Genomic DNA, 22,367 nt, shown 5'->3' with positions numbered 1-22,367 from the left:
CGGTGCGTGACGCAGACTTCTTCCGACGCTGGTTGGACGCCGCCGCGGCGGCCGTGGAACGGGAGGCGGACCGGCTGACGGAGCTGGACTCCCCCATCGGGGACGCCGACCACGGGAGCAACCTGCTGCGGGGGTTCGTCGCCGTCCGCGCCGCACTGGCCGGGGCCGACGCGTCGGCCCCGCCGGGCGCCCTGCTGCAACTGGCCGGGCGGACGCTGATCTCCACCGTCGGCGGCGCCTCCGGTCCGCTGTACGGAACGCTGCTGCGGCGCACGGGCAAGGAGCTCGGGGAGGCCGCGGAGGTCTCCGACGAGCAGGTGCGGGAGGCGCTGGACGCGGGGGTGGACGCGGTGGCCCGGCTGGGCGGCGCGGCACCGGGCGACAAGACCATGCTGGACGCGCTGGTACCGGGGGTCGCGGCGCTCGCCACCTCCTACGCCGATGCCGCGGACGCGGCCGATGCCGGTGCGGTGGCGACCACCCCGATGCTCGCGCGCAAGGGCCGGGCCAGTTACCTCGGGGAGCGCAGCATCGGGCACCAGGACCCGGGGGCCACCTCGTCGGCGCTGCTGCTGCGCGCGCTGGCCGATGCCGCGGGTGGTGCGGCATGAGCGCCGGGCCGGTGGTCGGGATCGTGCTGGTCTCCCACAGCGCCGCGGTCGCGGAGTCGGTGGCGGAGCTGGCCCGGGGGCTGGCCGCGGGCGGAGCGGTGGCGCCGGTGGCCCCGGCGGGCGGCACCGTCGACGGCGGGCTGGGCACGAGCGCGGAGCTGGTCCTGGCGGCCGCGGCGTCGGTGGACCGGGGGGCGGGGGTGGCGCTCCTCACGGACCTGGGCAGCTCCGTGCTGACGGTCAAGGCCCTGCTGGAGGACGAGGAACTGCCCGCCGGATCCCGGCTGGTGGACGCCCCCTTCCTGGAGGGGGCGGTGGCGGCGGTGGTGGCCGCCTCCGCGGGCGCCCCCCTGGACGCGGTGGCGGCGGCCGCCGCGGAAGCGTACGACTACCGCAAGGCCTGACCCGGACCGGGCACCCCCACCGGCGCCGGCCGCCCCCACCAAACCCGGCCTCCACGCGGCCCGACCACAACCGACCCGCCCACCCCGGGCCGCCCGGCGCCCCTGCGCGGCCCGGCCCGACGCGGCCCTGCCCGGCAGGGCACGGCGGCGACCCGCGCGGCCCGGACCCCCGCACGACACGGTGGCGGGCCCATGAGGCCCGGCAGGGCACGGCGAGGCCTGGGTGGATCCGTAGGGCACGGCGGTGGGTCCGTGGGCCCGGTAGGGCGGAGGGGCGTCGCGGCCGGCCCCGCCCGGTCTCCGCCGGAGGCTACGGGCGGCCGCGCAGGATTTCGATCTCGCGGCGTTCGCGCTTCGTGGGGCGGCCCGCGCCGCGGTCGCGGATGCCGACCACGGCCGCCTCCACCGGGGTGGGCGGCGGCGGGCTGTTGTCGATGAAGCACTCCGCCGCGACGGGTGCCCCGACCCTCTTGGTCACGGGCCTGCGGACCACCACGATCCGCTCGCGCCCCGCGTGGAAGAGCCGTACCTCGTCCCCCGCGCGCACGCTCTGCGCGGGCTTCGCGCGCTCCCCGTTGACCTTGACGTGGCCCGCCCGGCAGGCGGTGGCGGCGACCGATCGGGTCTTCGTCAGGCGCACCGACCAGATCCAGGCGTCCACCCGCGCCGTGCCACCGGCATCCGTCGAACCCGTCGTCCTCACGTCTGCATCAGCCATGCCCAGACTTTAGCGACCGGAAGGCCGGAAAGCGGAATGAGTTTTGGCGGATAACACAATGGGGATGGCATCTGCGATGGAGATCGTCCCAAACGAATTGCAAATGCGCCAGAACTGCCCCTACCTTGTCGCCCATGCAGTCCTACACCATCGGACAGGCGGCACGTCTGCTGGGCGTCAGCCCGGACACGGCGCGCCGCTGGGCCGACGCAGGCCGGGTCGCGACCCATCGCGACGAGGGCGGCCGTCGCCTGATCAACGGCCGTGACCTGGCGGCCTTCTCCGTCGAGGTGGGGCAGGGCGCCCACGCCGAGGACGGAGAGCCCTACACCTCCGCGCGCAACGCGTTCCCCGGGATCGTCACCGCCGTCAAGCTCGGCGACGTGGCCGCCCAGGTCGAGATCCAGGCCGGTCCCCACCGCCTGGTCTCCCTGCTCACCCGCGAGGCCGTCGAGGAACTGGGCCTGGAGGTCGGCATGCAGGCCACCGCCCGCGTGAAGTCCACCAGCGTGCACATCGACCGCGCCTGATACCACCCGATCCGCCCGATCCAGCAGCCGCACCGCTTTCCCGTCCGCCCGTCCCCACCCGCTCCGCCCGTCACCGGCGCGGGTCACCACCACGCGGTCCGGCCCCCGGCCGGCCGCCGACCCGACCGAGGAGCCCTTCCATGTCCGCGATCCTGAACCGCCGTGCCGCCGCCGCGGCGCTGACCGCCGCCCTGCTCGTCCCGCTGTCCGCCTGTGGCAGCGACGCGGAGAAGAAGGACGACGCCGCGAGCTCCGCGTCCGCCCCGGCCCCGGCCTCGCCCAAGGCCGTGAACCTCACGGTCCTCGCGGCCTCCTCCCTCACCGACGTCTTCAAGACCGCCGGTGAGGCGTACCAGAAGTCCCACCCCGGGACGAAGGTCACCTTCTCCTTCGCCGGTTCGCAGGAGCTGGCCGCGCAGGTCAAGCAGGGCGCCCCGGCCGACGCCCTGGTCACCGCCGACACCAAGACGATGGACGGCCTCAAGGGCGAGACCAACGACGCCACCGTCATCGCGAAGAACCGTCTCGTCATCGCGAAGAACCGTCTCGTCATCGCGGCGGGCAAGGGCAACCCGTTCAAGATCGACGAGCTGAAGGACCTCGCCGACTCCAAGATCAAGGTCGTCCTGGCGGCTCCCGAGGTCCCCGTCGGCCGCTACTCCAAGCAAATCCTCGACGCCCAGAAGATCGAGGTGAAGCCGGTCTCCCAGGAGGCGAACGTCCGCGCGGTCCTGTCCAAGGTCGAGCTGGGCGAGGCCGACGCCGGTCTCGTCTACAAGACGGACTCCGCGAAGTCCGGCGACAAGGTCGTCACCGTCGACATCCCGGACGACCAGAACGCCGTGGCCTCCTACCCGGCCGCCACGCTCAAGCAGTCCAAGAACAGCGAGGCCGCGGCCGCGTTCGTGGCCTGGCTGAGCACCCCGGAGGCGCAGAAGATCCTCCAGGACGCCGGCTTCCAGAAGGCGTAACCCGCCACAGGTTCCAGGGGGCTGCCCGGTCCGGGGGGACGGGCAGCCCCCTCGTCCGTATCCTCCTTCCGCGCCCCCGGTGCCCACCGCCGCCGCTTCGAGCAGGAACCCCATGAGCAGACTCCGCATCCGCCCCCGGCCTCCCCTGGCGCTCGCGCTGCCCGCGCTGCTCGCCGTCGCGTTCCTGCTGCTCCCGCTGATCGGGATCCTCTCCCGTACGCAGTGGGGCGAACTCGGTACCCACCTCACCAGCCCCGGCGTCGTCGAGGCGCTGCGGCTGTCGCTGGTGGTGTCGCTGTGGGCGCTGGGGCTCTCCCTGCTGCTGGGCGTGCCGCTCGCCTGGCTGCTGGCCCGGGTCCCCTTCAAGGGCAAGGCCCTGGTCCGCTCGCTGGTGCTGCTGCCGATGGTGCTGCCGCCGACCGTCGGCGGTGTGGCCCTGCTGCTGGGCTTCGGGCGGCGCGGGCTCCTCGGCCCCTGGCTGGAGGGCACCTTCGGCATCACCCTGCCGTTCCACACCTCCGGCGCCGTCGTCGCGGCGACGTTCGTCGCGATGCCCTTCCTGGTGATCAGCCTGGAGGGCGCGCTCGGCGGGCTCAAGCAGAGCTACGAGGAAACCGCCGCCTCCCTCGGCGCCCCGCCGGTCCGGGTGTTCTTCACCGTGACGCTGCCCATGGTGGCGCCCGGTCTGGTCGCCGGGGCGGCCCTCACCTGGGCCCGCGCGCTGGGCGAGTTCGGCGCGACCATCACCTTCGCGGGCAACCTGCCCGGCACCACCCAGACGCTTCCCCTCCAGGTGTACCTGCTGCTCCAGGACAAGCCGGAGGCCGCCACCTCGGTGTCGCTGCTGCTGCTCGCCATCGCCATGGGCGTGCTCATCGCCCTGCGCGGACGCTGGACCGGCACCCCGGTCGCCGCGAAGGAGGCCGGGGCCGCGGCGGTCACCGAGGAGCCGTCGCCGTCCGTCCCGGGGCCCGACGGAGGCGACGGAGGCCCCGTGCCCGACGGGGAGGCCGTGCGGGCCGACGGCGGCGACTGGGCCCTGCACGCCGAGGTGACGGGCTTCAACGAGCTCACCCTGGACGCCGGGCCGGGCACCACCATCGCCGTCGTCGGCGAGAACGGCGCCGGCAAGACCACCCTGCTGCGGGCCCTGCTGGGGCTCACCCCGCGCGCCCACGCCCGGCTGCGCCTGGGCGACACCGACGTCACCGCCCTGCCCCCGCACCGGCGCCAGGTGGCCTGGGTGCCCCAGGACGGGGCGCTGTTCCCCCATCTGACCGCCCTCGCCAACACCGCGTACGGGCTGCGCGCCCGCGGGGCCGGCCGCGCCGAGGCCCGCCGCGAGGCGCAGGACTGGCTGGACCGGCTCGGCGTCGGCCACCTCGCCCGGCGCAAGCCGGCCCAGCTGTCCGGCGGGCAGGCCCAGCGGGTGGCGCTCGCCCGGGCGCTCGCCGCCCGGCCCCGGCTGCTGCTGCTCGACGAGCCCCTCGCCGCCCTCGACCAGACCACCCGGGCCCACGTGCGGCACACCCTGCGCACGCACCTGGCGGGCTTCGGCGGGGTCTGCCTGATCGTCACGCACGATCCCGTCGAGGCGGTGTCGCTGGCCGACCGGGTCCTCGTGCTCTCCGACGGGCGCACGCTGCAGGACGCGGCCCCGGCCGAGGTGACCCGCCGGCCGCGCTCGCCCTGGGTGGCCCGGATGCTGGGCCGCAACGCCTGGCCCGGCACCGCCTCCGCCGACGGGATGGCGCTCGGGCCGGGCGGGCGGCTGGTGGTGGCGGAGTCCCTGCCCGAAGGGGCGGCGGCGCTGGCGATCATCGCCCCGGAGGCGGTGGCGGTGCACCGGGAGCGCCCCGGTGGCAGTCCGCGCAACGTCTGGCCCGGCACCGTACGGGAGATCACCGCGGTCGGCAGCCGGCTGCGCGTCCTCGTCGGGTCCGCCGAAGTCCCCGACCTGGTCGCGGAGATCACTCCGGAGGCGGCGGCCGAACTGGGACTGGCCGACGGCGCCGCGGTGTGGACGAGCGTGAAGGCGACCGAGGTCACCCTCGTACGGCTTTAGGGACAGCCTGCCGGGGCCCTTCCGCATCCCTTTGGACGCGGAAGACGGGCTGGCATATGTTCGACCCTGCCCGGGCGGCCCGTCAGCAGGCCGGCCCGCTCCAGCCGTCTTCCGTACCCGTGGGGGGTCCTCCGTCATGTCCTTCAGCGCGCCCGGCTCACCGCCGCCTCCGCCCGGCCCGCCGCCGTACGGACAGCCGCCGTACGGTCAGCCGCCCCACGGACAGGCCCCGTACGGGCAGCCGCCGTACGGCCAGCCGCCCTACGGGCAGCCGGCCGCCCCCGTGCTGCGTTCCCCGCGGGGGCTGGCGACGGCCGTCACGGTGCTGCTCTGCGCTGCGGCCCTGGCCGCCCTGCTGGGGTCCGCCGCCGACCTGTACACCTGGTCGCTGATGAAGGACGTACAGGCCGCCCCCTTCTCGGTGGAGCAGGACACCCTCGAAGGCGCGGACCTGCTCACCAGCCTCACCGGCGGCTTCCAGAGCCTGACGCTGCTGGCCACGGCGGTCGTCTTCGTCATCTGGTTCCACCGCGTGCGGACCAACGGCGGGATCTTCAACCCGGGTGCCTTCACCGGGTCCGCGGGCTGGGCCGTGGGGTCCTGGTTCATCCCCTTCGGGAACCTCTTCCTGCCCTACCGGGTCGCGGCGCAGACCTGGGCGGCGAGCGTGCAGCTGGGGCCGGACGGCTCCTTCCGGCGGGTCTCCACGGTGCCGCTGACCTCGTGGTGGATCCTCTGGGTCCTCTGCCGGGTCCTCGACACGACGGCCACGCTGCTCGGCAGCCGGGCGCAGACCCCCGAGGCCCTGCGGACCGCGTCCGCCCTGGGCGCGTTCGCCGGTGTGACCACGGTGGCCGCGGCCGCGCTCGGCATCGTCTTCGTGCTCCGGCTGACGTCCCTGCAGAACGTGAAGGCCGCTCAGGGGCCCTACGCCGCCGCCTGAACCGGCTCCCTCGGGACGGGCGTCCTCAGCGCCCGTCCCCCGGCGGTACGGCGAACTCGCACCACACGCACTTCCCGCCGCCCCTGGGCTCCACGCCCCAGCCCTCCGCGAGCCGCTCCACCAGCATCAGGCCACGGCCGGACACCGCCCAGTCGTCCGCCTCGCGGCGGCGCGGCAGGGCGCTGCTGTAGTCCTCGACCTCGATCCGGATCCGGCCCTCGGCCGTCAGCCGCAGGCTGACCAGGCCGCCGCCGTCGGTGTGCACGAGGGCGTTGGTCATCAGCTCGTCCGCCACCAGCTCGATCTCGTCGGCCCGCTCCCGGGCCCCCCAGGCGGCCACCGCCGCCCGGATCAGGTGGCGGCCCATCACCAGGCTGTCGGGGTCGCCGGGGACGAGGCGCTGGTGCAGCGGTCCGCCGCCGCGCGGGGCGGGGGTGCCGCGCCGGCGCAGCAGGAGCATGGCCATGTCGTCCCCGCCGCCCGCGTCCCCGACGAGGTCGCACAGTACGTCGGCCAGTTCCTCGACGTCGACGGGACCCTCGCGGGCCGCGTCCATCAGCTCCCGCATCCCGGTCTCCAGGTCACCGCCGGAGCGTTCGAGCAGCCCGTCGGTGCAGAGCAGCAGGGTGTCCCCCGGGTGCAGTTCCAGGCTGGTGACGGGGTAGCCGGAGCCGGTGCCCGGCTGCTCGCGCGGGGGCAGGCCGAGCGGCAGCCCGCCCGCGACCTGGATGCGGTGGCAGGTGCCGTCGCCGCGCCGGACGACGGGGTCCAGGTGGCCGGCCCGGACCAGGTGGAGGGTTCCGGTGTTCAGGTCCACCTCGGCATAGGTGCAGGTGGCGAAGCGTTCGGTGGCCAGGTCGCGCAGGAAGGCGGAGGCGCGCGCCATCGCCGCACCGGGGGTGTGGCCCTCCATGACGTAGGCCCGGAACACGATCCGGAGCTGGCCCATCACGGCCGCCGCGTCCGTGTCGTGGCCCTCGACGTCGCCGATCATCACCCCGACCCGGCCGTCGCCGAGCGGGACCACGTCGTACCAGTCGCCGCCGATGTCGCGTCCCATCCGCGCCGCCCGGTACCGGACGGCGATCAGCGCGCCCGGTACGTCCGGGATGCGGCGGGGCAGCATGGCCCGCTGGAGGCCTTCGGCGAGGTCGTGCTCCTGCTCGAAGAGGATCGCCCGCTGGAGGCTCTGCGCGATGCCGCTGCCGAGGGCGACCAGGACGTTGCGCTCCTCCGCGGTGAAGTCCCCGTCCCGCGTGTACAGCAGGCCGAGGGCGCCGACGGCCCGTCCCTGGGCGATCAGCGGCAGGTAGACGCCGCTGCGCACGGCGAGCGGCTCGATGTACGGCCACAACTGCGGATAGTTGCGCTGGAACTGTTCCCGGGAGGCGATGAACACCGGCTGGAGGGTCCGTACGGCCTCGCTCATGGGGAACTGCGCGTCGATCCGCGTGTACTCGATCTCGGGGACGTACGAGCCGAGCTGTCCCTCGGCGACCAGGTGGATGCGGGCGCCGTCGACGATCCCGAGCATGACGCTGACGGCGCCGAGGTGGCCGAGGGCCTCGGGGTCCTTGAGGACGTCGGTCACGTCGTTGACGGTGCGGGCGTGCGCGAGGATCGCGGTGGTCCGCTCGACGACCCCGGTCATCCGGCGGCGTCCCTCGTCCCCGTTCCCGGCGGCGCCCGGCTCGTTGGGGTCCGTGGTGGCGTCGCGGAGGATGCCGATGATCCGGTACGGGCGGCCGTGCGGGTCCCGCAGGACGTGTCCCTGGACGTGGGTCCAGGCGGCGCCGCCGTCCCGGCGCAGGGTGCGGAAGTAGGCCCCGTAGTGGCTGCGCCCTTCCCGCAGGGCCTCCTCGACGCGGCGCTCCAGCCGGGCCCGTTCGCCGGGCGCGACCCGGCCGAGCAGCCCCTCGGGGGTGCCGCCGAACTCCTCGGGGCGCAGGTCGAGGACCCCGAGGGCGGTGCCGTCCAGATGCATGCGCCCGCTGTCGAGGTCCCAGTCGAAGGTGCCCATGCGGTTGAGCGCGAGGCTCAGGTCCGGCCGCGCGGGCCAGTCGACCTCATGGGTCCGTCCCCGCTGGTCCATGCAGCCAGGGTCTCACTCCCGCCCGTTCTCGGCGCGCGTGCGGTGCGATTGCCGGGGCTCCGGGGGCGGCAAGCTGGGGCCGGGCGGGAGCCTCCGGATCCCGGTACTGACGAAGATCACCAAAGGTGGGTACGGGCACCGTGCACGTTTCACCCCTGCGCGGGCGCGCTCGCGGGCGGGGCGGTGGAGGGGCCGGAGGGGGTGGCGGGTCCGCTCGGGGTGCTGCGGTCGGTGAGGGCGGGCGGCTTCGACGCGGGTCCCGAGGGGGTGGACGTGTCCCCTGGGCTGCCCGACGGGCTCCCTGCGGGGGTGGTCGCCGTGGCGGTGTCCTCGGGCGTTCCTGTGTCCGGAGTGCTCGGAGTGCTCGGGGTGCCGGTCACGGGCGGCGAGGTGGCGCCGGAGGGCGGCGGGGAGGTGACCGGCGACGGGGTGCCGGTCGGCGGGGTCGGGGTCGCCGGTGGCGGAACGGGCCGGTCCGGCTTCGGCCGGGCGCCCCGGTCGCGCTCGTACCAGCGGCCGCTCCCGTGGTCGTAGATCACGATCTTGTGCACGACCGTCTTCGACGGTGCGATCACCACGACCTCGGAGGGCCGGTACGAGGGCCAGGGCTGTCCGGAGCGCTTCGGGTTCGCCGGCAGCGGTACGGGGGCGCCGAGGGGGTTGCCGCAGGCGCAGCGGACCCGCGGGACCCCCCGGTCGTCCACGAGTACGGCCGTTCCCGCCTGGAGGACCGCCTGGTAGGGGGTGGCCCTGCCGTCGCGGTAGCCGTGGTTGGTGACCCGGGTGTCCGTGCGCAGCTGTACGGAAGTCAGTCCGCGCAGGTAGCCGGGGACGGCCCGGGGTCCGATACCGAGGGCGGAGGCGAAGGCCGCGTTCTTGGCGGGATCGGCGGACAGCGCGGCGATCTGCCTGGGCACGTCGCAGCTGACCACGTTCTTCGTGCCGCCGTACAGGCCGGGGGCGGCGCCGCTGACGCTGCGGGTCGGGGTGGTGCCGGTGCCCACCGGGGACGGGACCGGGGCCGGGCTGTACGGGGGCGGGGTGGCCTGCCGCGCAGCCGTGGACTCGGTGAAGGGGGCGGGGCCGGTCGCGGAGGCCGGCTGGAGGAACACCTCGGCCCCGGCCCGCTGCGTGGAGCCCCCGCCGCCGGGCCGGGTCAGCACCACGACCAGCGCGGCCACTGCGGCCAGCGCCACGACCGCCGCCGCGATCCCGGGGCCGGACCGCCACCAGGGCGGCCGGGACCCGCCCGGCGGTGCCGGGGGCGGCGGCTCGGGGGGACCTTGGCCCGCCCCGCCGGAAAGCGGCCCGGAAGGGGGCCCGGTGGGCCGTCCGGACGGGGGCCCGGACGAGGACGCGTCCGGCGGTGACGGCTGGTGGGGCTGCGGCGGCCGTTCGCCGGAGGGCTGCGTGGTCACGGGCTCTTCTCCCCGAGCGGCGGAATTCCCGAAAGCTCCGACCGATACCTCTTCGTACCGACTCGTACACTCCTGCGGACCATTGTGTGCGTGCTCCCGGTGGTGCCCGCAAGCCGGGGGTGCCACGGTGAGCGGGTGATCCGTTCCTCCGCCGGGACCTCCGCACGCACCTCCACCAGGGCCTGGCGCGACGCGCTCGTGGCCGCCCTGGCGGGCTTCGTGGTGATGACCGCGGTGGCCGCGGCCGGGCTCGCCTGCGCCGGAGCGGGCGATCTTCCGGAGGGTGCCTTCCCCCGGGTGCTCGCCGCCGTCGTGGTGATGGCCGCCGGCGGCGCGGTCGAGGGCTCCGCCGACGCGGGTCCGCTGGCGGGGGCGGACGTGAGCCTGTCGGTGATGCCCCTGTCGGTCAGCCTGGCCGGGGCGCTCACCACCGGTTTCCTCTTCCTGCGTCCGCTGCGGGGCCGGGCGGTGGCCGTGCCCCGGGAACTGGCGCTGCGGGCCGCCCGGCTGACCGTCCTGTGGCTGCTCCTGCTCCTGGCGACCGCCCTCCTGGCCCGGCAGGACTTCGGACTCTTCCCCGGGGACTCACCCCTCGGGGACCTCGGCGAGCTGCTCGGCGGCTCCGCGCCGACGGTGGGTTTCCGTGCCGACCTGCCCGCGACGCTCCTCTTCGGGCTGCTGTGGATCCTGGGGCTGCTGCTGATCACCCTGCTGGTCTCGCGGCGCGCGCCGCTGCCCGCCTCCCTCGTCCGCTTCCACGCGGCGGTCCGCCCGGCCGCCCACGCCGGCGCCGTGCTGCTCGTCGCGTACGTGGGGCTGGGCCTGATCGTCGGCCTGGTGACGGCCGCGGCCCGGGGCCACGCCGCCCGGACCCTGGCCGTCCTCCTGCTCGGCCTGCCCAACCTCGCCTGGCCCGCCCTGACCGTCGGCTTCGGCGGTGCCTGGCAGGGCCGTGTGGAGGGGCCGTTCGGCCTGCCGGTGCCGCAGGTGCTGGACGAGGTCCTGCGCGGCTCCGAGCCGTCGACCGTCGACGTGGCCTCGCTCGCGGAGCACGACCCGCGGGCCTGGTGGCTGGTCCCGGTGGCGGCCGTCCTGCTGCTCGCCACCGGGGTGCTGGCCGCCGTACGCTCCCCCGCGCACGTGCGGCCGTGGCAGCACGCCCTGCACCTTGCGGTGGCACTCGCGCTGGCCACCCTGACGGTGTGCCTGCTGGCCCGGGTGGAGGTCAGGTTCGGGCTGTCCCTGCTGGGCATCGGCGACGCGGCCGGTCTCGGCGGCAGCGCCGAGCTCACCCCGCAGCTGTGGCGGACGACGGGCCTGGCCCTCCTGTGGGGCGCGGTGGCGGGTCTCCTCGGCGACCTCCTGTCCCGGCCCCTGCGGCGCCGCCGCGCCGCGCGCACGCCCTCGTCACCGTGAGGCCGTGATGGCTGCGGGCTCCGTGGCGCTCGCTACGCGTGCCCGGACGGGCCGCGGAACACGGGCAGGGCCCAGTCCGGGGGCGGCGGGCAGGCGGGGGCGGCGGGTGGCGGCCGGCCGGCCGTGGCGCGGAGGGCGGCGGTGAAGGCCAGGCAGGTCCCCCAGCGGTCCTCGGGGGCCTTGGCGAGGGCCTTGGCGAGGACGGAGTCGACGGCGGGCGGCAGTTCCGGGCGGTGCGAGGACGGTGGGGGCGGCGGGTCGTACTGGTGGGCCCAGAGCAGGGCGAGGTCGTCGTCGCGGCGGAACGGCGGGCCCCCGGTCAGCATCTCGTAGACCACGCAGCCCAGCCCGTACACGTCGCAGCGGCCGTCCACCGGCTTCCCGGAGATCTGCTCCGGGGCGACGTAGTCCAGGGTTCCGACGAACTGGCCGACGGTCGTGAACCCGGTCAGCGAGAGGGACTTCTTGGTGAGGCCGAAGTCCGTCAGGTACACGTGCTCGGGGTGTTCGCCGTCCGTGCCCTCCGCGACCAGGACGTTGCCGGGTTTGACGTCCCGGTGGACCAGGTCGTGGGCGTGGGCGGCGTCGAGCGCGGAGGCCAGCTGGCCCGCGATCCGGGCCGCCGTCGCCACGGAGAGCGGACCGGTGCGGTCGAGGAGGGCGCGCAGGTCCTGCCCGGGGACGTAGCGCATGGCGATGTACAGCAGCCCGTCCGCCTCTCCCGCCTCGAACACGGGCACGATGTGCGGGTGGTCGATGGCCGCCGCCACTTTGGACTCGTGGGCGAAGCGCTGCCGGAAGGTGTCGTTGCGGGCCAGTTCGGGGGCCAGCACCTTCAGCGCGACCGTGCGGTCCAGGCGCAGGTCCCGGGCCCGGTAGACGACGGCCATGCCGCCGCGCCCGATCTCCTCCTCCAGCTGGTAGCCGGCGATCCGCCCGCCGGCGGGTCCGGACGCCCGCCCGGCCCGTGGGTCGTCGGGGGCCATCAGCGCCCGCCCGGTTCGGGCGGGGGCGGGTCCACGACCCTGGTGGGATCGTGGGCGGCCTCCGCGGGGCCGGCGCCGGGAGCGGGGCCGCCGGAATCCCGCGGCTGCGGGTCCTGCGGCTGCGGGTCCTGCGGCTGCGGCGCGGGCGGGGTGCCCGGTCCCGAGACGACCGCGTAGGGGGCCAGGCGGCTCCCGTCCGCGTACGTCCACCGCTCCGCCGGGGCGTCGTAGAGCCACACGGACCCGCCGTCGATGACGATCCCGGCCCGCAGGCCGCGTACGGCCTCCCGGAACGCGCCGGTGTCCGCCGGGTCCGCGGCGAGGTCGCGGACGGCCCGCCGGTAGCGGTCGAGGGCCTCGGCGGCGGCGGAGAGCAGCGGCCCGGGGTCCTCGGCCGGGGCGACGGGCCGGCCGCCGGTGGGCGGCGGCTGCGGCACGGCCACCAGCAGCCGGCCGTCGACCCAGGCGGACCAGCCGTTGGCGCACAGGACCTCCCCCCACTCCCCGCTCCGGGACAGCAGGCGTACGGGGAGGAAGGCGTCCAGGGCGGTGGTCGGCCGGGTGGTGTCGGGCGCCTCCCAGGCGGGCAGCCCGTCGGGCGGGACCACGTGCGTGGGCCGGAACACGGCGCCGGGGCCGTCCGGGGTGGTCATCGGCCGGGCCTACTTCCGCATGATCGCGGGCTCGTGCCGCCGCAGCAGCCGCGCGACCAGTACGCAGAACAGGACGGACAGGGCCACCAGCATGCCCATGTCGAGGAGCCAGACCCCGGCGGAGTGCGCGAAGAGGGGGTCGTCGGTGAGCGGGCCGGGCACGATCCGGGCGAGGTCGATGGTGCCGGCCATCGCGCCGAGCGCCCAGCGGGAGGGGACGAACCAGGCGAGCTGCTCGATCACCGGCACCCCGTCGAGCTGGAGCAGCGCCCCGCAGAAGACCACCTGGACGATGGCGAGGAGGACCAGCAGCGGCATGGTGACCTCCTCCTTCTTCACCAGGGCGGACACGAGCAGGCCGAGCGTCATCGCGGTGAAGGACAGCAGGGCGACGGCCAGGGTGATCTCGACGAGCGGCGGCAGGAACACCCCCGTGGCGCCCGGCGGGACGAGCCGCACGCCGAAGAGGCCCACGAGGGTCAGGACCACGGCCTGGGCCACGGTGATCGTGCCCAGCACCACCACCTTGGACATCAGGTAGGCGGACCGGGACAGTCCGACGGCGCGTTCGCGCTGGTAGATCACCCGTTCCTTGACCAGTTCCCGGACGGCGTTGGCGGCTCCGGTCAGGACGCCGCCGACGCACAGGATGAGCAGGGCGTTGATCGCCGTCTCCTGGGTGAGGGCGCTTCCGGCCAGGGCGCGGGCCATGGCGCCCATCACGAACGGCAGGGCGATCATGATGGCGAGGAAGGTGCGGTCGGCGCCGAGCGCGGCGGCGTAGCGGCGGACCAGGGTGGAGAGCTGGGATCCCCAGCTCTGTGCCTTGGGCGGCGCGGGGGCGAAGCCGGCCGGGCCCTGGCCGGCCGGGCCGTCGGGGGCGCCGCGGGGGCGACGGGGTGCTCCGGCTCCGTAGGCGCGGTACTGCGGGGAGGCGGCGTACTGGCCGGCCCAGTCGCGGTCCCGCTCGTTCTCGAAGGCCTCGAAGGCCTCGGGCCACTGGTCGAAGCCGAAGAATCCGAGCGTCTCGCCGGGCGGCCCGTACCAGGCGACGCGGCCGCCGGGGGCGAGGACCAGCAGCCGGTCGCAGACGTCCAGGCTGAGCACGCTGTGGGTGACGACGATGACGGTGCGGCCGTCGTCGGCGAGGTCGCGCAGCATGTGCATGACGGAGCGGTCCATGCCGGGGTCGAGGCCGGAGGTGGGTTCGTCCAGGAAGAGCAGGGACGGTTTGGTCAGCAGTTCCAGGGCGACGGAGACCCGTTTGCGCTGGCCGCCGGAGAGGCTGTGGATGGGCTGGTCCGCGCGCTGTCCGAGGCCGAGTTCGCCGATCACCTCGTCCACCCGGGCCCGGCGTTCGGCCTTGGCGGTGTCCTGTGGGAAGCGCAGTTCGGCGGCGTAGGTGAGGGCGCGGCGGACGGTGAGCTGGGCGTGCAGGATGTCGTCCTGGGGGACCAGGCCGATGCGGCTGCGCAGTTCTGCGTAGTCGCGGTAGAGGTCGCGGCCGTCGTAGAGGACGGTGCCGTGGTCGGCGGGGCGCAGTCCGGTCAGGGCGCCGAGCAGGGTGGACTTGCCGGCGCCGCTGGGTCCTACGACGGCGAGCAGGCATTTCCCGCCGACGGGGAAGGAGACGTCGTCGAGGAGCGTCTTGCGGCCGTGGTCGACGGCTACGGCGAGGTCCTGCACGTCGAGGGAGACCTCACCGCTGTCGACGTACTCCTGGAGCTGGTCGCCGAGGAGGCAGAAGGCCGAGTGGCCGATGCCGACGATGTCCCCCTCGGCGATCCTGGCCCGTTCCACGGGGGTGCCGTTGAGGTAGGTGCCGTTGTGGCTGCCGAGGTCGGCGATCTCGTAGCCGCCGTCGGCGAGGGCGCGCAGTTCGGCGTGGCGGCGGGAGACGACGAGGTCGTCGAGGACGAGGTCGTTGGCGGGGTCGCGGCCGATGCGCAGGGCGGTGCGGGCGGCCAGCGGGCGGACGGTGGTGGGGCGGCGGAAGGTGCCGGTGCGCTCCGGGTGGGCGACGGGGGCGGCGGACGCGACGGCCGTGGCCAGGGGCGGGGGCGGGGGCGGGGGCGGGGGCGTGCGGATGGAGAGGACGGCGCGCGGGCCGTCCTGGGCGCTGCCGAAACGCAGCTCGCTGCCGGGGCCGACGCGCCATTCGTGGATGCGGTGCCCGTCGGCCCAGGTGCCGTTGGTGCTGTCCTCGTCCCGGACGGTCCAGTGGTCCCCGTCGGGGCACAGGACGGCGTGGTGCCAGGAGACGCGGGCGTCGTCGAGGCAGATCTCGCAGAGAGGGTCCCGGCCGACGTGATAGGTCCGCGGCGGGCTCATCTCGGTCGAGCCCCCGGCGGTCTCCAGGACGAGTTCGGGCGCGGTGTCCGCACCGGGGCGCTGGACCATGCACAGATCTTCCCACGATCGGCCGGTCCCGGCGCGGGCAGCATCGTCGCAGGTCAGAGGGGTCTTATGGAGAATGACAACGGTCCCCGTTGCAGCCTTTGCCGATCCCGCCGAGGTGCGCTTCACTTCACGCGTCGGAACCGAACAAACGGGGGACGCCATGACCGGGCACGACCACGCGCACGACCACGACGAGGGGCCCGACCACGGCCACGGGCACGCCGGGCACAGTCACGGGGTCGACCCGGACGCGGACCGCCGCTGGCTGGCGATCGCGCTCGCGCTGATCGGCGGGTTCATGGCCGTCGAGGTGGTCATCGGCGTGATGGCCCAGTCCCTGGCCCTGATCTCCGACGCGGCGCACATGCTGACCGACGCCGTCTCGATCGTCCTCGCGCTGATCGCGATGCGGCTGGCGGCGCGCCCGGCGCGCGGTGGTTTCACGTTCGGCCTCAAGCGGGCCGAGATCCTCTCCGCCCAGGCCAACGGGCTGACCCTGCTGCTGCTGGCGCTCTGGCTGGCGTACGAGGCGGTCCGGCGGCTGATCGACCCACCGCAGGTGGAGGGCGGTCTGGTGCTGGTGACGGCGCTGGCCGGCATCGTCGTCAACGTGGGGGCGGCCTGGTGCATCTCGCGGGCGAACCGGTCCTCGCTGGCCGTGGAGGGCGCCTACCAGCACATCCTGAACGACCTGTTCGCCTTCATCGGGACGGCCGTGGCCGGCCTGATCGTGCTCACCACCGGCTTCGTCCAGGCGGACGCGATCGCCACGCTCGTGGTCGTGGTGCTGATGGTGAAGGCGGGCTACGGGCTGGTGCGCGAGTCGGGGCGGATCTTCCTGGAGGCGGCCCCCGCGCACCTGGACCCCGACGCGGTCGGGGACCGTCTCGTCGGGCACCCGCCGGTGACGGAGGTGCACGACCTGCACATCTGGACGATCACCTCGGGGCAGGCCGCACTGTCCGCGCACGTGCTGGTGGCGCCGGAGGGCGACTGCCACGCGGTGCGCCGGGAGCTGGAGCGGATGCTGGAGAAGGAGTACGGGATCACTCACACCACGCTCCAGGTGGACCACGTCCAGGAGGCGCTGCTGTCGGTCGGCCGGGCGGGCGAGGAGCCGGGCGGCCGTGACCCGCACTGCGCCGACGCGCACGGCCCGGTCCACCGCGAGGGCCCGCACGCGCACTGAGGGGCCGGCCGGCGGGGCATACATGAACCCATGACGGAGCCGAAGAGGCACAAGCGCAGCGCCGGCCTGCTGCTGTTCCGCCGTACCGGCGGCGGCGTGGAGGTCCTGCTCGGCCATATGGGCGGTCCCCTGTGGGCGGGGCGGGACGCCGGCGGCTGGGCGATCCCCAAGGGCGAGTACGGGCCGGACGAGGCGCCCCGGGACGCGGCCCGCCGCGAGTTCACGGAGGAGCTCGGGCTGGCGCCGCCGGAGGGCGACTACCTGCCGCTCGGCGAGGTGCGGCTGACGAGCGGGAAGCTGGTGACCATCTGGGCGGTCGAGGCGGACCTCGATCCGGCGCTGATGGTGCCCGGGACGTTCACGATGGAATGGCCCCCGCACTCCGGGCAGGAGAGGGAGTTCCCCGAGTTGGACCGGGTGGCCTGGTTCGCTCCACCGATGGCGCGAAACAAGCTGATGGTTCCTCAAATTCCGTTTCTGGAGCGCCTGTTGGTGCTCCTGGAGGGTTGACTCGACCTTTACTTGCCAATAAACCCCACCTGCGTGGACATTGCACATATGACGAGCGTCGTGCTGGTGGGAACCCTGGACACCAAGGGTGTCGAGTACGGCTGGCTGCGCGAGAGGCTGCTGCGCGCCGGCGTCGAGGTGGTACTGGTCGACACGGGGATCATGGGAGAGCCCCGGGTGGACGCGGACGTGCCGAACGAAGCGGTGGCCCGGGCGGCGGGCACGGAACTGTCCGACCTGCGGGCCGCCGCCGACCGGGGCGCGGCCGTGACCACGATGGCGCGGGGTGCCGAGGCCGCCCTCACGCGCCTGCACGCCGAGGGGCGGCTGCACGGGGTGCTCGCGATCGGGGGCAGCGGGGGCACCTCGATCGCGACGCGCGCCATGCGGGCGCTGCCGCTGGGCGTGCCGAAGCTGATGGTCTCCTCGATGGCGTCAGGGGACGTGGCCCCGTACGTCGGGTCCGCGGACATCACGATGATGTACAGCGTGGTGGACATCGCCGGGATCAACAGCATCTCGGCGCCGGTGCTGGCGAACGCCGCGGAGGCGGTCGCCGGGATGGCCAAGGCGTTCCAGCGCGCCTCCTTGGAGCTGCGCCGCCCGGCGCGGCTGGGGGCGGGCGCCCGGCCGCTGGTCGCGGCGAGCATGGCGGGGGTGACCACGACCGGTGTGGACGCGGCCCGCGAGCGGCTGACCGAACTGGGCTACGAGGTACTGGTCTTCCACTCCAGCGGTACGGGCGGACGGACGCTGGAGACCCTGGCCGGGCAGGGGATCTTCGCCGGGGTGCTGGACCTGACCCTGGGCGAGCTCGCCGACGACCTGTGCGGCGGCATCCTCACGGCGGGGCCCGACCGGCTCAGCGCCGCCGGGCGGGCGGGGATCCCGCAGGTGGTGAGCCTGGGCGCGCTGGACATGGTGAAGTTCGGGCCGCTGGAGACCCTGCCCGAACGGGCCCGCTACCGCAGGATCCGCATCCACAACCCCTCGATCACGGTGATCCGTACGACCGAGTCCGAATGCGCGGAGCTCGGCCGCCGGGTCGCGGCGAAGCTGCGCGCGTCGACGGGGCCGACGGCGGTCTGCCTGCCCCTGCGCGGGCTGTCCGCGCTCGGCGCGCCGGGCGGCCCGTACCACGACCCCCGTGCGGACGGGGCCCTGTTCTCGACGCTGCGCGAGGGGCTGCGCGGGAGCGCCGCCCGCCTCTACGACTACGCCACCCACATCAACGACCCGGCCTTCGGGCGGGCCGCCGCCGACCGGCTGCACACCATGATCGGCGCGGTCTCGGCCGCCGCCTGACCCGTACCGGGCGTCCGGGTCCTGGACACGTCGCGGGGTTGGGAACCGGCCGTGGCGGAAACCGTGTCCTGGAGGGTGCCGGTCGGGGGACGACCGGCCGGCCCCTCGGAGGCCGGTGACGCCACGGACGGGGGCGGACGATGGACAACGGCTGGACGGTGCCCGGCTACAGCGAGGTCCGTGAGCTCGGTGCGGGCGCCAGCGGCCGGGTGGTGCTCGCGGTGCACGCGGCCACGGGCACGGCGGTCGCGGTGAAGTACCTGTCGGAGCGGCTGCGCCGGGACCCGGCCTTCGTCCGGGAGTTCCGGGCGGAGGCGCGGCTGCTCGGCGGTCTCGGCTCCCCGTACGTGGTGGGCCTCTACGAGTACGTCGAGGCGCCGGGCGGCGCCGCGATCGTGATGGAGCTGGTCGACGGGATCTCGCTGCGCGCGGTGCTCAGGGAGTCCGGGCGGGCGGAGCCCGAGGCGGCCCTGGTCGTGCTGAAGGGCTCCCTGCTGGGGCTGGCCGCGGCCCACCGGGCGGGCGTGGTCCACCGGGACTACAAGCCGGAGAACGTACTGGTCGCCCCGGACGGTTCCTCGAAGCTGGTCGACTTCGGGATCGCGACGGGCCGCGGCACCACCCCGGGCGTGGCCGGCACCCCCGCCTACATGGCGCCCGAACAGTGGCAGGGCGAACCCGCCTCGCCGGCCGCCGACGTGTACGCGGCCACCGCGACCTTCTTCGAGTTCCTGACCGGGCGCAAGCCGTACGACGGGACGAACTTCGCGGAGCTCGCCGTCCAGCACATCGAGGCTCCGGTACCGGAGACGGAGGCCCCGGAGCCGGTGCGTCCGCTGATCCGGCGCGGTCTGGCCAAGCGGCCGGACCAGCGGCCGGAGAACGCCGAGGCCTTCGTCGCGGAGCTGGAGGAGCTGGCGCTGACCGCGTACGGGCCGGGCTGGGAGGAGCGCGGGCAGCGCAAGCTCGCCGCGCTGGCCGCCCTGCTGCCGCTGCTGTTCCCCTCGGCGGGCGCCACCGCGGCGGGCACCACCGCGGTGGCCACGACCTCGATCGGGCAGGGCGCCGGCTGGGCCCCGGGGCGGACCGGCTGGTTCGCGGCCGGGCTGGCCCTGGTCCTGGGGGCGGCGCTGGTGCTGACCACCGACGCCGTCGGCGCCGCCCCCGACGGGGCGTCGGCGCTGAGCGCCCTCGCCACCACGAGCGCGGCCCCGCCCGGGTCCGCGCCGCCCGCCCCGGGTCCGTCCGCGTCCCCGTCGGGCTCCGTCTCCGCCTCCGCCTCCCCCGGCGGGTCCCCCGGGCCGTCGGCCGCGCCGAGCCCCTCGTGGTCCCCGACGCCGACGGCCTCCCCCTCGGCGAGCCCGAGCCCTTCGCCGACCCCGACGGGGAAGCCGACCGTGTCCTGGTCCCCGACGCCGACGCCCACGCCGACCCCCACCCTGCGGGTGAGCGCCGTGGACGTCTCCCTCAAGGCGGGGGTCTACCGGACCGACGCCGCCGTCTCCGTGACCGCGGTGGGGAAGGGGACCGTCACGGTGGTCCTGCAGTGGTACCTGGGCTCCGCCCAGGGGGCCTACACGGTGCCCGACGGCACCGACACCTTCGTCGTCGAGGCCGGCTCCGCGGCCCCCGTGGTGCGCTCCCACACCTTCCCGCGGGGGTACGGCTGCTACGGCGGCGTCCGCGTCACCACCAAGCCGGCCGCCGGGAACGGTGCGGCATCCGACTCGAAGCCGCTGCTGCGCTGCCAGGACCAGGAGCCCCCGCGATGAGCGATCCCCGCGCCCCGCACGGCGACGACTACAGCGCCACCGTCCTCGGCAGCCACTGGTTCACCGGGCCGCCGACTCCCGAGGACGCCGCCCCCGACCGGGTCGAGGGTTCCGTGCTGCGCTTCGGGCCGGGTGTGACGGCGGCGATGCCGGCGCCGTTCCCCCTGGGGCCCGCCGCTGCGGCGCCGGTCCGGCGCCGGGGAGGGGGCTGGCGGCGGTACGCCCTCGCCGCCGTGGTGCTCGCGCTGGTGCTGGCGTATCTGGGCTGGCAGCGGTTCGGGCCCGGTGTCGTCGTCCGGGACCTGGCGGTCAGCACCGACCCGGCGGGTCCCGGCTGCGACCGGGCCGCCGATGTGGTGGCCGTCGTACGCACCGACGGGCGGCCCGGAACCCTCACCTACCGCTGGGTCCGCAGCGACGGCACGCGCTCGGAGGAGCTGACGGAGCGGGTGCCGGGCGGGCGCAAGGAGGCCACGCTGCACCTGCTGTGGACGTTCCGGGGGACCGGCAGCTACCCGGCGCGGGCCGAGCTCCAGCTGATCTCCCCCGTCACGCGGTCCGCGGCGACGGACTTCACGTACCGCTGCCGCCCGTAGCGGGCAGCCGGATCACGGCGCGGCCCACGGCCCGGCCCGTGAGGGTCCGTGCGGGTCGGTCTTCCGGCCGGGGTCGCGGTGGCCGTCCGGCCGAAGCGGGGGGCCGGGCTGCGCTGGTTGACTCGTGGACGTAGACGAGGGCGTGCAGGACGCCCACAGGCACCCCTGCGTGCCGCGTTCCGGCCGGCGGCCGTTCCAGCCGGCGACACCCCAACCGGAGCGTGGCCGTCCCGCACGGATGCCGAGTCCGCGCGGGAGGCCCGCAGCCGCTTTGGGGAGTGGCTGCGGGCCGTTTCGCGTACCGGGCGGGGTGCGGCCCGGCCCCTGCGGATCCGCCCGCCCGGGGCACGGGGCTCCGGGGAGGGCGGAACTCAGAAGCGGGCGTGGGCGGCGATGTCCGCCTGGAACTCGCCCGTCATCGCCGGGGTGACCGTCGGACGGCACTGCGCGACCGCCGCCAGGTAGTCCTCCGTGGTCGCCCCGGGCGGGGTGGCCCCCAGACCCCGCACGACCGCCGCCTCCAGGTCCCGTTCGAAGGAGACCTGCGCCGCGATCCGGGCCGCGTGCTCGATGTCGGCGGGGGTGAACAGCTCGCTCGCCTCCACCAGCGCCGCCACGTCCACGCCCGCGCGGCCCGCCGTGTAGCGGGACCAGATCGCGGCGCGCGCCCCGGCGTCGGGGGTGCCGATCGGGATCAGGTAGTCGAAGCGGCCGGGCCGCAGGAAGGCCGGGTCGAGGGAGCGGATGGAGTTGGTGGCGCAGACCAGCAGCCGCTCGTCGCCCTCCCGGAAGCCGGGTATCAGCTTGAGCAGTTCGTTGGTCACCCCGTGGATCCCGCCGGGCTGCGCGGGCTCGGTGCGCACGGGGGCGATCTCCTCGACCTCGTCGATGAAGACGAGGACCCGCTCCAGCTCGGCGATCCGGGCGAAGGCGTCGCGCAGCGCGGCCGACAGGTTGCCCTCGTCGGCGAGGCGCGAGGGCAGCAGTTCCACGAAGGGCCAGCCCAGCCGGGAGGCGATGGCCCGGGCGAAGGTGGTCTTCCCGGTGCCGGGCGGGCCGAAGAGGGTGATGGCCCGCGGGGGCCGCACCCCGTGCGAGGCGGCCCGCTCCGGCTCGGCGAGCGGCAGCACCACGCGCCGCTCGATGAGGTCCTTCTCCTTCTCCATGCCGGCGACCCGGTCCCAGAGGTCGCTCTGGAGGAACCGGCCGCCGAGGTCGTCGAGGAGGCCGGCGGCCGGTCCGTGCAGGGGCTCGGTCTTCTCGAAGTAGGCGACCGCGGGCTGGCGGGTGTAGCCCGCGTTCAGCAGGCCCTCGCCGAGCAGGTCCTCCTCGGGCAGGACGTAGGCGATCCGGCCGACGCGGGCGGCGATCAGCCGCCGCTCCAGCTCGACCAGCAGGGCGCTGGCCAGGCCCCGCCCGCGCCAGCCGGCGGCGATCGCGAGGCGCATCACCCAGGCGCGCTCGCCGGTCACGCAGGCGAGGGCCGCGCCGATCGGTACGCCCTGGTGGACGGCGACCACACAGGGCTGCCGGTCGGTGAGCGCGCTGATGCACTCGGCGAGGGAGAAGACGGACTCCTGGCCGAGCTCCGCCGTGGTGTCGATCAGGTGGACCACCGCTGCGAGATCGCTCTCGCGGTAGTCGTGGATGAGCCAGTTCACCGGGTACCGCCCCTCGTTCGTGCTCCTGCGGCGAGGCTAGGGGCGGGCGGGCCCGGCGATCACGCTCCGCGGTGCACAACAGCCGGTGCGGAAACCCACCGCGGCGTCCATAGACTCGGCGGAGCCG

At 75.2% G+C, this 22,367-nt stretch carries 19 protein-coding genes; 12 read left to right on the top strand and 7 right to left on the bottom strand.

The window, feature by feature from the left end:
• Positions 1-2: 2 nt before the first annotated feature.
• Both dhaL and SLAV_RS32525 read left to right on the top strand, forming a co-directional pair.
• On the top strand, positions 3-611 hold the full coding sequence (dhaL, locus tag SLAV_RS32530; RefSeq protein ID WP_030232975.1) for a dihydroxyacetone kinase subunit DhaL: 609 nt from the start codon (positions 3-5) through the stop codon (positions 609-611).
• Positions 608-1,015: a PTS-dependent dihydroxyacetone kinase phosphotransferase subunit DhaM gene (locus tag SLAV_RS32525; protein WP_030232972.1), complete on the top strand. Its 408-nt coding sequence runs from the start codon at positions 608-610 to the stop codon at positions 1,013-1,015. Before dhaL ends, SLAV_RS32525 begins: the two co-directional genes overlap by 4 nt.
• Positions 1,016-1,325: 310 nt before the next feature.
• Here the strand turns inward: SLAV_RS32525 and SLAV_RS32520 are convergent, their stop codons facing one another.
• Entirely contained in the window at positions 1,326-1,733 is a 408-nt protein-coding gene (locus tag SLAV_RS32520) for an RNA-binding S4 domain-containing protein (protein WP_051841111.1), read from the bottom strand.
• A 134-nt stretch (positions 1,734-1,867) separates the two neighbouring features.
• On the opposite strand from SLAV_RS32520, the gene SLAV_RS32515 reads away from it, so the two are divergent.
• The 4 genes from SLAV_RS32515 to SLAV_RS32500 all read left to right on the top strand — a co-directional run bounded on the left by SLAV_RS32515 (position 1,868) and on the right by SLAV_RS32500 (position 6,242).
• Positions 1,868-2,263 carry a TOBE domain-containing protein gene (locus SLAV_RS32515; protein WP_030232967.1) on the top strand — a complete coding sequence of 132 codons (396 nt, stop codon included), beginning with the start codon at positions 1,868-1,870 and terminating at the stop codon, positions 2,261-2,263.
• A 140-nt stretch (positions 2,264-2,403) separates the two neighbouring features.
• A complete protein-coding gene (modA, locus tag SLAV_RS32510; RefSeq protein ID WP_030232965.1) occupies positions 2,404-3,234 on the top strand; it encodes a molybdate ABC transporter substrate-binding protein in 831 nt (276 codons plus the stop codon).
• Positions 3,235-3,346: 112 nt separating this feature from the next.
• Positions 3,347-5,299, top strand: a complete 1,953-nt coding sequence (locus tag SLAV_RS32505) for an ABC transporter permease (protein ID WP_030232962.1) — start codon at positions 3,347-3,349, stop codon at positions 5,297-5,299.
• 136 nt (positions 5,300-5,435) lie between these two features.
• Positions 5,436-6,242 (top strand): DUF4328 domain-containing protein, encoded by an 807-nt coding sequence (locus SLAV_RS32500; RefSeq protein ID WP_051841110.1) that lies wholly within the window; start codon positions 5,436-5,438, stop codon positions 6,240-6,242.
• A 25-nt stretch (positions 6,243-6,267) separates the two neighbouring features.
• On the opposite strand, the gene SLAV_RS32495 is transcribed toward SLAV_RS32500, so the two are convergent.
• The gene (locus tag SLAV_RS32495; protein ID WP_030232957.1) at positions 6,268-8,334 is read right to left on the bottom strand and encodes a SpoIIE family protein phosphatase; all 2,067 of its coding nucleotides are present in this window, start codon (positions 8,332-8,334) and stop codon (positions 6,268-6,270) included.
• 149 nt (positions 8,335-8,483) lie between these two features.
• Positions 8,484-9,752, bottom strand: a complete 1,269-nt coding sequence (locus SLAV_RS32490; protein WP_394298624.1) for a DUF6777 domain-containing protein — start codon at positions 9,750-9,752, stop codon at positions 8,484-8,486.
• 135 nt (positions 9,753-9,887) lie between these two features.
• On the opposite strand from SLAV_RS32490, the gene SLAV_RS32485 reads away from it, so the two are divergent.
• On the top strand, positions 9,888-11,168 hold the full coding sequence (locus SLAV_RS32485; RefSeq protein ID WP_234333702.1) for a streptophobe family protein: 1,281 nt from the start codon (positions 9,888-9,890) through the stop codon (positions 11,166-11,168).
• Between the two features lie 32 nt (positions 11,169-11,200).
• On the opposite strand, the gene SLAV_RS32480 is transcribed toward SLAV_RS32485, so the two are convergent.
• Genes SLAV_RS32480 through SLAV_RS32470 form a run of 3 tightly spaced genes read right to left on the bottom strand, consistent with a single transcriptional unit; the run spans position 11,201 to position 15,207 of the window.
• A complete protein-coding gene (locus SLAV_RS32480; RefSeq protein ID WP_030232950.1) occupies positions 11,201-12,154 on the bottom strand; it encodes a serine/threonine-protein kinase in 954 nt (317 codons plus the stop codon).
• Entirely contained in the window at positions 12,154-12,807 is a 654-nt protein-coding gene (locus SLAV_RS32475; RefSeq protein WP_037687675.1) for a hypothetical protein, read from the bottom strand. Before SLAV_RS32475 ends, SLAV_RS32480 begins: the two co-directional genes overlap by 1 nt.
• Before the next feature lie 9 nt (positions 12,808-12,816).
• The gene (locus SLAV_RS32470) at positions 12,817-15,207 is read right to left on the bottom strand and encodes an FHA domain-containing protein (protein WP_030232947.1); all 2,391 of its coding nucleotides are present in this window, start codon (positions 15,205-15,207) and stop codon (positions 12,817-12,819) included.
• A 160-nt stretch (positions 15,208-15,367) separates the two neighbouring features.
• Between SLAV_RS32470 and SLAV_RS32465 the strand changes: the two genes are divergently transcribed.
• The 5 genes from SLAV_RS32465 (at position 15,368) to SLAV_RS32445 (ending at position 20,579) form a co-directional block, all read left to right on the top strand.
• Positions 15,368-16,396, top strand: coding sequence for a cation diffusion facilitator family transporter (locus SLAV_RS32465; RefSeq protein WP_030232944.1), 1,029 nt, complete (start codon positions 15,368-15,370; stop codon positions 16,394-16,396).
• A gap of 30 nt (positions 16,397-16,426) precedes the next feature.
• A complete protein-coding gene (locus SLAV_RS32460; RefSeq protein WP_030232942.1) occupies positions 16,427-16,906 on the top strand; it encodes an NUDIX hydrolase in 480 nt (159 codons plus the stop codon).
• Positions 16,907-16,954: 48 nt separating this feature from the next.
• Positions 16,955-18,211, top strand: a complete 1,257-nt coding sequence (locus tag SLAV_RS32455; RefSeq protein ID WP_030232939.1) for a Tm-1-like ATP-binding domain-containing protein — start codon at positions 16,955-16,957, stop codon at positions 18,209-18,211.
• A 140-nt stretch (positions 18,212-18,351) separates the two neighbouring features.
• On the top strand, positions 18,352-19,983 hold the full coding sequence (locus tag SLAV_RS32450; protein WP_078950426.1) for a serine/threonine-protein kinase: 1,632 nt from the start codon (positions 18,352-18,354) through the stop codon (positions 19,981-19,983).
• Positions 19,980-20,579: a hypothetical protein gene (locus SLAV_RS32445; protein WP_051841109.1), complete on the top strand. Its 600-nt coding sequence runs from the start codon at positions 19,980-19,982 to the stop codon at positions 20,577-20,579. The genes SLAV_RS32450 and SLAV_RS32445 overlap by 4 nt, the downstream gene beginning before the upstream one ends.
• 371 nt (positions 20,580-20,950) lie before the next feature.
• Here SLAV_RS32445 and SLAV_RS32440 read toward each other — a convergent pair whose 3' ends face one another.
• A complete protein-coding gene (locus SLAV_RS32440; RefSeq protein ID WP_030232932.1) occupies positions 20,951-22,240 on the bottom strand; it encodes an ATP-binding protein in 1,290 nt (429 codons plus the stop codon).
• Between the last annotated feature and the right edge of the window lie 127 nt (positions 22,241-22,367).

Origin of the sequence: Streptomyces lavendulae subsp. lavendulae (genome assembly GCF_002803845.1) — a bacterium.
Classification (GTDB): domain Bacteria; phylum Actinomycetota; class Actinomycetes; order Streptomycetales; family Streptomycetaceae; genus Streptomyces; species Streptomyces lavendulae.
This window is presented reverse-complemented; position numbering and strand designations above follow the sequence as displayed.